Origin of the sequence: Phytoactinopolyspora halotolerans (assembly GCF_010550675.1) — a bacterium.
Taxonomy (GTDB): domain Bacteria; phylum Actinomycetota; class Actinomycetes; order Jiangellales; family Jiangellaceae; genus Phytoactinopolyspora; species Phytoactinopolyspora halotolerans.
Map to the genome: position 1 here is coordinate 1 of NZ_JAAGOA010000046.1, position 6,698 is coordinate 6,698.

The 6,698-nt window shown below is 65.2% G+C and carries 9 protein-coding genes and 1 pseudogene; 5 read left to right on the forward strand and 5 right to left on the reverse strand.

Going from position 1 to position 6,698, the window contains the following annotated elements; genetic code table 11:
- Positions 1-174: transposase (locus G1H10_RS31895; protein ID WP_163745324.1), on the reverse strand; the 174-nt coding region annotated here is incomplete at its 3' end.
- A gap of 213 nt (positions 175-387) precedes the next feature.
- Here G1H10_RS31895 and G1H10_RS31900 point away from each other — a divergent pair.
- A complete protein-coding gene (locus G1H10_RS31900; RefSeq protein ID WP_163745329.1) occupies positions 388-1,695 on the forward strand; it encodes an ISL3 family transposase in 1,308 nt (435 codons plus the stop codon).
- 6 nt (positions 1,696-1,701) lie between these two features.
- Here G1H10_RS31900 and G1H10_RS31905 read toward each other — a convergent pair.
- The 3 genes and pseudogenes from G1H10_RS31905 to G1H10_RS31915 all read right to left on the reverse strand — a co-directional run.
- A pseudogene (locus tag G1H10_RS31905) lies at positions 1,702-1,842 on the reverse strand (DUF1048 domain-containing protein); the annotation flags it as partial.
- A 1-nt stretch (position 1,843) separates the two neighbouring features.
- Positions 1,844-2,200: a DUF1048 domain-containing protein gene (locus tag G1H10_RS31910; RefSeq protein WP_163745325.1), complete on the reverse strand. Its 357-nt coding sequence runs from the start codon at positions 2,198-2,200 to the stop codon at positions 1,844-1,846.
- Complete coding sequence (locus G1H10_RS31915; protein WP_163745326.1) at positions 2,197-2,523, reverse strand: PadR family transcriptional regulator; 327 nt, start codon at positions 2,521-2,523, stop codon at positions 2,197-2,199. The genes G1H10_RS31910 and G1H10_RS31915 overlap by 4 nt, the downstream gene beginning before the upstream one ends.
- 125 nt (positions 2,524-2,648) lie before the next feature.
- Here G1H10_RS31915 and G1H10_RS31920 point away from each other — a divergent pair, with 125 nt between their 5' ends.
- From G1H10_RS31920 to G1H10_RS31935, 4 genes are all read left to right on the forward strand, one after another.
- Positions 2,649-3,404, forward strand: coding sequence for a sortase domain-containing protein (locus G1H10_RS31920; RefSeq protein ID WP_216853870.1), 756 nt, complete (start codon positions 2,649-2,651; stop codon positions 3,402-3,404).
- A 216-nt stretch (positions 3,405-3,620) separates the two neighbouring features.
- Positions 3,621-4,193, forward strand: a complete 573-nt coding sequence (locus G1H10_RS31925) for a P-loop nucleotide/nucleoside kinase family protein (protein WP_216853871.1) — start codon at positions 3,621-3,623, stop codon at positions 4,191-4,193.
- A 77-nt stretch (positions 4,194-4,270) separates the two neighbouring features.
- On the forward strand, positions 4,271-4,951 hold the full coding sequence (locus G1H10_RS31930; protein WP_163745327.1) for a class I SAM-dependent DNA methyltransferase: 681 nt from the start codon (positions 4,271-4,273) through the stop codon (positions 4,949-4,951).
- Between the two features lie 35 nt (positions 4,952-4,986).
- The gene (locus G1H10_RS31935) at positions 4,987-5,349 is read left to right on the forward strand and encodes a hypothetical protein (RefSeq protein WP_216853872.1); all 363 of its coding nucleotides are present in this window, start codon (positions 4,987-4,989) and stop codon (positions 5,347-5,349) included.
- Between the two features lie 186 nt (positions 5,350-5,535).
- Here the strand turns inward: G1H10_RS31935 and G1H10_RS31940 are convergent, their stop codons facing one another.
- The gene (locus tag G1H10_RS31940; protein WP_163745328.1) at positions 5,536-6,573 is read right to left on the reverse strand and encodes a LacI family DNA-binding transcriptional regulator; all 1,038 of its coding nucleotides are present in this window, start codon (positions 6,571-6,573) and stop codon (positions 5,536-5,538) included.
- Positions 6,574-6,698: the final 125 nt, after the last annotated feature.

A 6,698-nucleotide genomic window follows, 5' to 3' on the forward strand; every position in this document is an offset into this window, starting at 1 on the left:
GCCGAACTCCTCGGGCAGATCACGCCACGGCGACCCGGTCCGAAACCGCCACGCGATCGCTTCCAGCACCAGCCGATGATCACGCCACCGACGCCCGCGCCGACCCACGTGGGATGGCAACTCCGGCTCGATCAACTCCCACAACTCATCCGAAATCACACCAGTTCTGAGCACTCATCCATGATCAACCACACCAAACGAAAGAATTGGGAGACACGCCCTAGTCATGGCCCGAACGTAGCACGCGGGCCGACCCTCGCACCGGGGCTATTTGGGCTCTTCGCAGTCGCAGTTGAGGGTGTAGTCCGGTCGGCGCGTCGGTGGCCGGGTAGGGGTCGAGGTCTCCCGAGGATGGAGGTGACTATGCCGTCCATCTGGAACCTCGACGTGTCTGACGCTACCTTCGCCCGTCCTGACCTGACCACGTTGGCTCGTCTTGATGATCTCGGGCTCGAAGTGCTCGGGCAGCGGTTGGAGCCCGATCGGGCGATTCTCCGGTGCCGGGCTGTCCAGCCCGACAGATGGTGTCGTCGCTGCGGATGCCAGGGCGCGGCCAGGGACACGGTGGTCCGGCGGTTGGCGCACGAGCCGTTCGGGTGGCGGCCCACGGTGTTGGAGGTCAGCCTCCGCCGATACCGGTGCACCGGGTGCGGTCACGTGTGGCGCCAGGACACGTCGCGGGCCGCCGAGCCGCGGGCGACGCTGTCGCGACGTGGCCTGTGGTGGGCGCTGGAAGCCCTGGTGTGCCAACACCTGAGTGTCGCCCGCGTCGCCGACGCTCTGGGGGTCTCGTGGAACACCGCCAACGACGCGGTCCTGGCCGAGGGCCGCCGGGTCCTGATCGACGATCCGCACCGCTTCGACGACGTGCAGGTCATCGGCGTGGACGAGCACGTCTGGCGGCACACCCGGCGTGGCGACAAGTACGTGACCGTGATCATCGACCTGACGCCGATCCGCGACGGCACCGGGCCGGCGCGGCTTCTGGACATGGTCGCCGGCCGCTCCAAACAGGCGTTCAAGGCCTGGCTCGCCGAACGGGACAAGTCCTGGCGCGACAATATCGAGGTCGTCGCGATGGACGGGTTCACCGGGTTCAAGACCGCCACCACCGAAGAGCTACCCGAGGCTGTGCCGGTGCTGGACCCCTTCCACGTCGTCCGTCTGGCAGGCGACGCCCTGGATCAGTGCCGGCGCCGGGTCCAGCAAGCCACCCACGGCCACCGCGGCATGAAGGGCGACCCGCTCTACTCCGCGCGGCGGACCCTGTGCACCGGCGCGGACCTGCTCACCGAGAAGCAGACCGACCGGCTCGGTGCACTGTTCGCCGACGACGCCCACGTCGAGGTCGAAGCCACCTGGGGCGTCTACCAGCGGATGATCGCCGCCTACCGCCACGAGGACCGCGGTCACGGCCGGGAGCTGATGGCCAAGCTGATCGCTGACATCGGCACCGGCGTACCCAAGGCCCTGGTCGAAATCACCAAGCTCGGCCGGACGTTGAAGAAGCGCGCCGAGGACGTCCTGGCCTACTTCGACCGGCCCGGCACCAGCAACGGACCGACCGAGGCGATCAACGGACGACTCGAGCACCTGCGCGGCAGCGCCCTCGGGTTCCGCAACCTGACCAACTACATCGCCAGATCGCTGCTCGAGGCCGGAGGCTTCAGGCCGCAACTACACCCTCGATTGTGAAGAGCCGGTCAAGCCGACCGGTCCGACCTTGAAGAAGTACCTCTGAATCTCCTTATACACGATCTGATAATCCCGCGGGAGTGCCTTGACCCGCGCCATGTGCGCCCGCCATTGTTTCTTGCCTTCGATGATGTCGTGGATACCCATGTCAGTCTCCTAGCTGGCCGAGTTTCCGTGCGACGTTCCTGTTCAACTGCTCGCGCCACCGGTCGCGAAAGCTCCGGGCCCCTTCTTCGCCGGCCAATGCCGCGCAGAATCCCCTGATGTCGTCGCCCAGCACCTCGCGACTGCCTTGTCCATCGGCTGCAGTCTCTTCGAGCAGCCCAAGAGCGCTGTCGAGAATCGGCATCAGGTTGCGACCCGTGAAGTCGGAGTAGGGAGCAAGGTGAGCCTTAATCCCGTCCCACGCCGCCCGGTGGTCGGCCGGCAACTCCTGGGCCCGGGTTTCGAACGCCTTCCATTCCCTGGTGAGATCGCTGCCGGTGATGGTCTCCCAGAAGTTCATTCCTTGCCCTCCTTCAGCTTGTCGATCCGTGATGAGACGTACGCCCATTTCGCCCAGAACGTCGCGAGCTCCTCGCGTCCCGCGTCGTTGAGTGCATAGAACTTGCGGGGCGGGCCCTGCCCGGACGATCGTTTCGTCACCTGGACGAGTCCGTTCTTCTCCAATCGCAGCAGGATGGTGTAGACCGTCCCTTCGACGACGTCGGAGAAACCGAGTTCGTTCAGCCGACGGGTGATGGCGTACCCGTAGGTCTCCTCGCGGCCGATGATCTCGAGCACGCAGCCCTCGAGAGTGCCCTTCAGCATCTCCGTCAGATCGTCCATGCCAGTCCTTCTCACCGCGCAACTACTCAGTATCACTGAGTACCAGTACGCAGTAACACAGAGTAGTGGAATGACGGTCGTCGTCGGCACTGGTAGTGGCGAGAGGCCGGCCATACCGTTGAAGAATGCGATTACTGATGCTTGCCGCCGGATCCGTGCTTATCGTGGCGGCAGGCTGCGCACTCGACACGTCTGAGGCGTCGCGCGCGGACGCGAGGTCACCGGCTGCGTCGAGCGCGCTGTCGACGGCGCCGCCCGAGCGCGGGCCCACGAGCGTTCCGCCGCCGTCCGTCCGCCCGACCGCGACGCCTGTACCCACCGGCACGATCATGCCCGAAACCCCGCCGGGTCCCAGCCCCAGCGACGGCAAGCCGCGTGACGCCACGTTGACCATCGCGGATCTTGGGATCGAGAATCTCGATGTGATCGCATACGAGGGATGGACCGACGACGGTCCCGGCACAGAGATCCAGGACGGAGGCGTGGCCGCGAGCCCGTATGGCCCGCGTGGCGGCGTCGGCCCCGGGGGAGTCGGGAACTATCAGGTCACGGCGCACCGGTTGTCATCGACCCAGGCATTCCTCGACCTACCGGAGCTCGACAATGGCGACCTGGTGGAGGTGACGGCCGACGGCGTCACATATGTCTACGAAATCGTCGAGACCCGCGAGACATCGTTCCGCTCCGAGGAGTCGTTGGCGGCTCAGCGGGCCGCTGTGCCGGGCCAGCCGGGCGTCGAACCCACCCAGGCGATGATCACTCTGTCGACCTGTGCGACGCCGGAAGATCATGCGGCGGGCAACTTCTGGTCCGACGAGTTCGGTAACCCGGAGCACCGCATCGACAAGATCGGCGTGCTGATCGAGTCCGGCCCGGGCTGAGCGCTCCTTCCTTTCTGCGACACGTGCCGGGTGGACGCTCGACGTGAGGTGCTTCAGGCTGCGGAGGCGAGGGCACACGCCGTGGCGATGGCAAGGGCACGCCGGACCGCTGCGAATCTAGCGATGACGATCGTCAGGCACCCTGAGGCGCCGGTCGCGGACAATCACAGCAGGCTGAAGGCGCAAGAGCCCGGGATGTACCGATAGCATCGCGAAGTGCCCCGTATCACGTACCTGGTCGGTCCACCGGCGAGTGGCAAACGCACCGTTGGCAGCGAGCTGGCCGCGCTCACGGGGGCAGCGCTGATGGACAACCACTTCATCAGCGGTCCCATCTTCCGGGCGTACGGGGCTGACGGATACGCGCCACTTCCCGAATGGGTCCTGGAGCTGGTGACGCGTGTTCGTGCGGCAACCTTGACTGCCGTGGCGCATGCTCGGCCGGGTTTGAGCCACATTTTCACGGACTACCTCAGCAACGACCCAGAGGAGGAGCGGTACCTGCGGTTGCTCCGCAGTAAGGCGGCGGGACGTGGAGCGCAGTTCGTGCCGGTATGGCTCACGTGCCCGGAGGACGAGCTGCTGCGGCGTGCGGTGTCGCCTGCACGGTCGGAGGGGAATAAACTCCGGGATCCGGACGAGCTGTCGCGCATACTGAACAGTAAGGGGATACTCCCTCCGCCCGACGACGCGCTCGTGTTGGACACGTCCGCCATGTCTCCACGCGAGGCCGCTCAGTGCATCATCGACGTCCTGACAGACGACCGCCCGCGATGTGATCAGAGCTGACGTCTGCGGGTGACAATCGCGGCAGCTGACCGACAAACGCTCTGGCGACCGCCCATGATCTGTGGTCAGGTGGGTGCGTGAGAGCGCGCTACGACGAGTTCGCCAGTTGGTATGACAGATACGTCACCAGCGGAGCGGGGAGTGCACATGCCCGGTCGGCAGACCGGCTGCTGAGCCGGTTGCTCGGTCCGGGTCGCGACCGATCATGCCTGGACCTCGGTTGTGGGACAGGGGCACACGTTCCCGCCTTGACCGGTCTCGGTTGGCGTGTGACCGGTGTCGACATCTCGACGAGACAGATCGAGCTTGCTCGGCAGACCGGCATCGCAGCCACGGTCGCCCACGCGGCCGCCCTTCCGTTCGAGGACCAGTCCTTCGATGCCGTTGCCACAATCATGACGACCACCGACTTCGACGACTTATCACCCGTATTCGTCGAGGCCCGGCGCGTACTGCGCCCCGGAGGATGCCTGGTGGTTGTCGCCGCTCACCCGTGCTTCGGTGGGGCGTTCGCCGAGGTCGACGGGCAAGGAGCCTGCATCGTCCACCCCGGTTACCGTCGCCACGTACGAATTGAGCAACATCCCCTCCTGGGTGACGGAATTCGCTCCCGCGTCGGCGTGGTCAACGTTCCCCTTCCCGTCCTGCTCAATGCGGTCACCGAAGCTGGGTTTGTTCTGCTGGAAACGGCAGAAGACGACGGCGACCAACCTCTTCCTCAACTCTTCGGCCTTACCGCCCTGAGGTTGCCCCAATAGCGCGTAACGAGTAGCCCGCGCACGCTTATCGAGACATGTCCGCCGACGGTTCTCCATTTTTCGAGGCTGATCCGTACGATTATCTCCGGAGGCAGGTAATGACCGATCGTTCGCACGTATCCATTGAGACCCTGGAGAAGGCCTTTGAATTACTCATCACACACGTTCGGGAAACCAAAGGATCGAGTCTTCTTCTTGAGAAGGATTACTACTGGGCGATTCCGCCAGAGCAACTCTACGACGTCTATCATCAACCGTCCAGATTAACGATCGGCCAGCTGAGCGAGTGTCTCGACCATCTACAGGCGATGATCGACGCCCCAACCGGCACGGTTTCCTATGGGTTGGTGTGGTTAGGCGACCTATTGCGGGCAACCGGCCACCTACTCGTCGAGTGATGGCTGTCAGCGCGCACATCGACGTGAGTCACGAGAAGGTCCGACGGTGATTGCGAGGTGGCCGCCAGCGGTCAGGGAGAACCAGGCGCCAATGATTAGCTCGTCCACCAGCGTAAGACGGGCAATGGGCGCGCGACGTCGCGTTTCTCGGCCGGGTCCGCCCTGGGGCGCCAGGTCTGCAGGGCATCACGAGGAGGCGGGATCTGACGGGGACGGCCGGGTGCTGTCCCGGACGATGAGCGTGTGCGGTGCGACGATCTGCTGCGCATCCAGCTCCGGCTTCTCGATCCGCTCCACCAGGCGTTCGACTGCCCGGGTGGCGATGAAATCCTTGTCCAGCGATACCGTGCTCAATGACGGCGTCGAGTACCGGCCTTCCTCGATGTCGTCGATGCCGATAACGGCGACATCGTCCGGGATCCGCAGCCGGGCGTCCTGGACGGCGCGCATCGCCCCCATGGCCAACAGGTCTGAGTAGCAGAAGATCGCGTCGGGCGGCTGATCCATGGCGAGCAGTCGACGGGCGGCGTCGTAGCCGTCGCTCCGGTGGTACGTCGCCGCCGGGATGACGAGTTCCTCCTCATGCGGGAGTGCGGCGTCATCCAACGCGGCGAAGTAGCCGGCGGTGCGCTGCTGTGGCGTCTGATAGGTCTCCTTGGGCTGGGTCCCGATGGCCGCGATCCGTCGTCGGCCCAGCTCAACCAGATGGTGGGTAGCCTCGTATGCCGCTTGGGTGTTGTCGATGGCGATGTGGTCGAACCGTCCGGTGAAGGCGTGCTCACCGAGCAGGATCATCGGCAGCGTGGCGTCGCTGTCCATCTCGGCGATCTCGGCCTGCGTCACGAGCGGGCTGAACAGGATGCCGTCGAAGAGCATGGTCCGGTCGTGACCGGTCAGCAGCTGACGCTCCCGCTCGTGGTCATGGCCGGTCTGGTCGATCATCACCCGGTAGCCGTAGTCGGCGGCGGCGTCGATGACGGCGCGGGCCAGCTCGCTGAAGTACGGCACGTCGATCTCGGGGACGATGAGCGCCAGCAGCCCCGTGCGACCGATGCGCAGGTTGCGGGCCACGATGTTGGGCCGGTACCCGAGCTCGTCGATCGCGGCCACCACCCGTCGCCGCACATCGTCACTGACGTGCGTGTAGTCGTTCACGACGTTGGACACCGTCCGCGGTGACACCCGAGCGAGCCGCGCGACGTCCTTCATCGTGACGTGGGCCATGCCGTTCCTCCTGTGCGTCCAGTAGTGATTGGTGGTTGATCAGATGAGTGGTTGACGACTGATTCGTGTGCTCGTCGTCGCTTGCCGGTGAAAGTCCGGTCCGGGTAACCGCCAGGGGGCCCGGT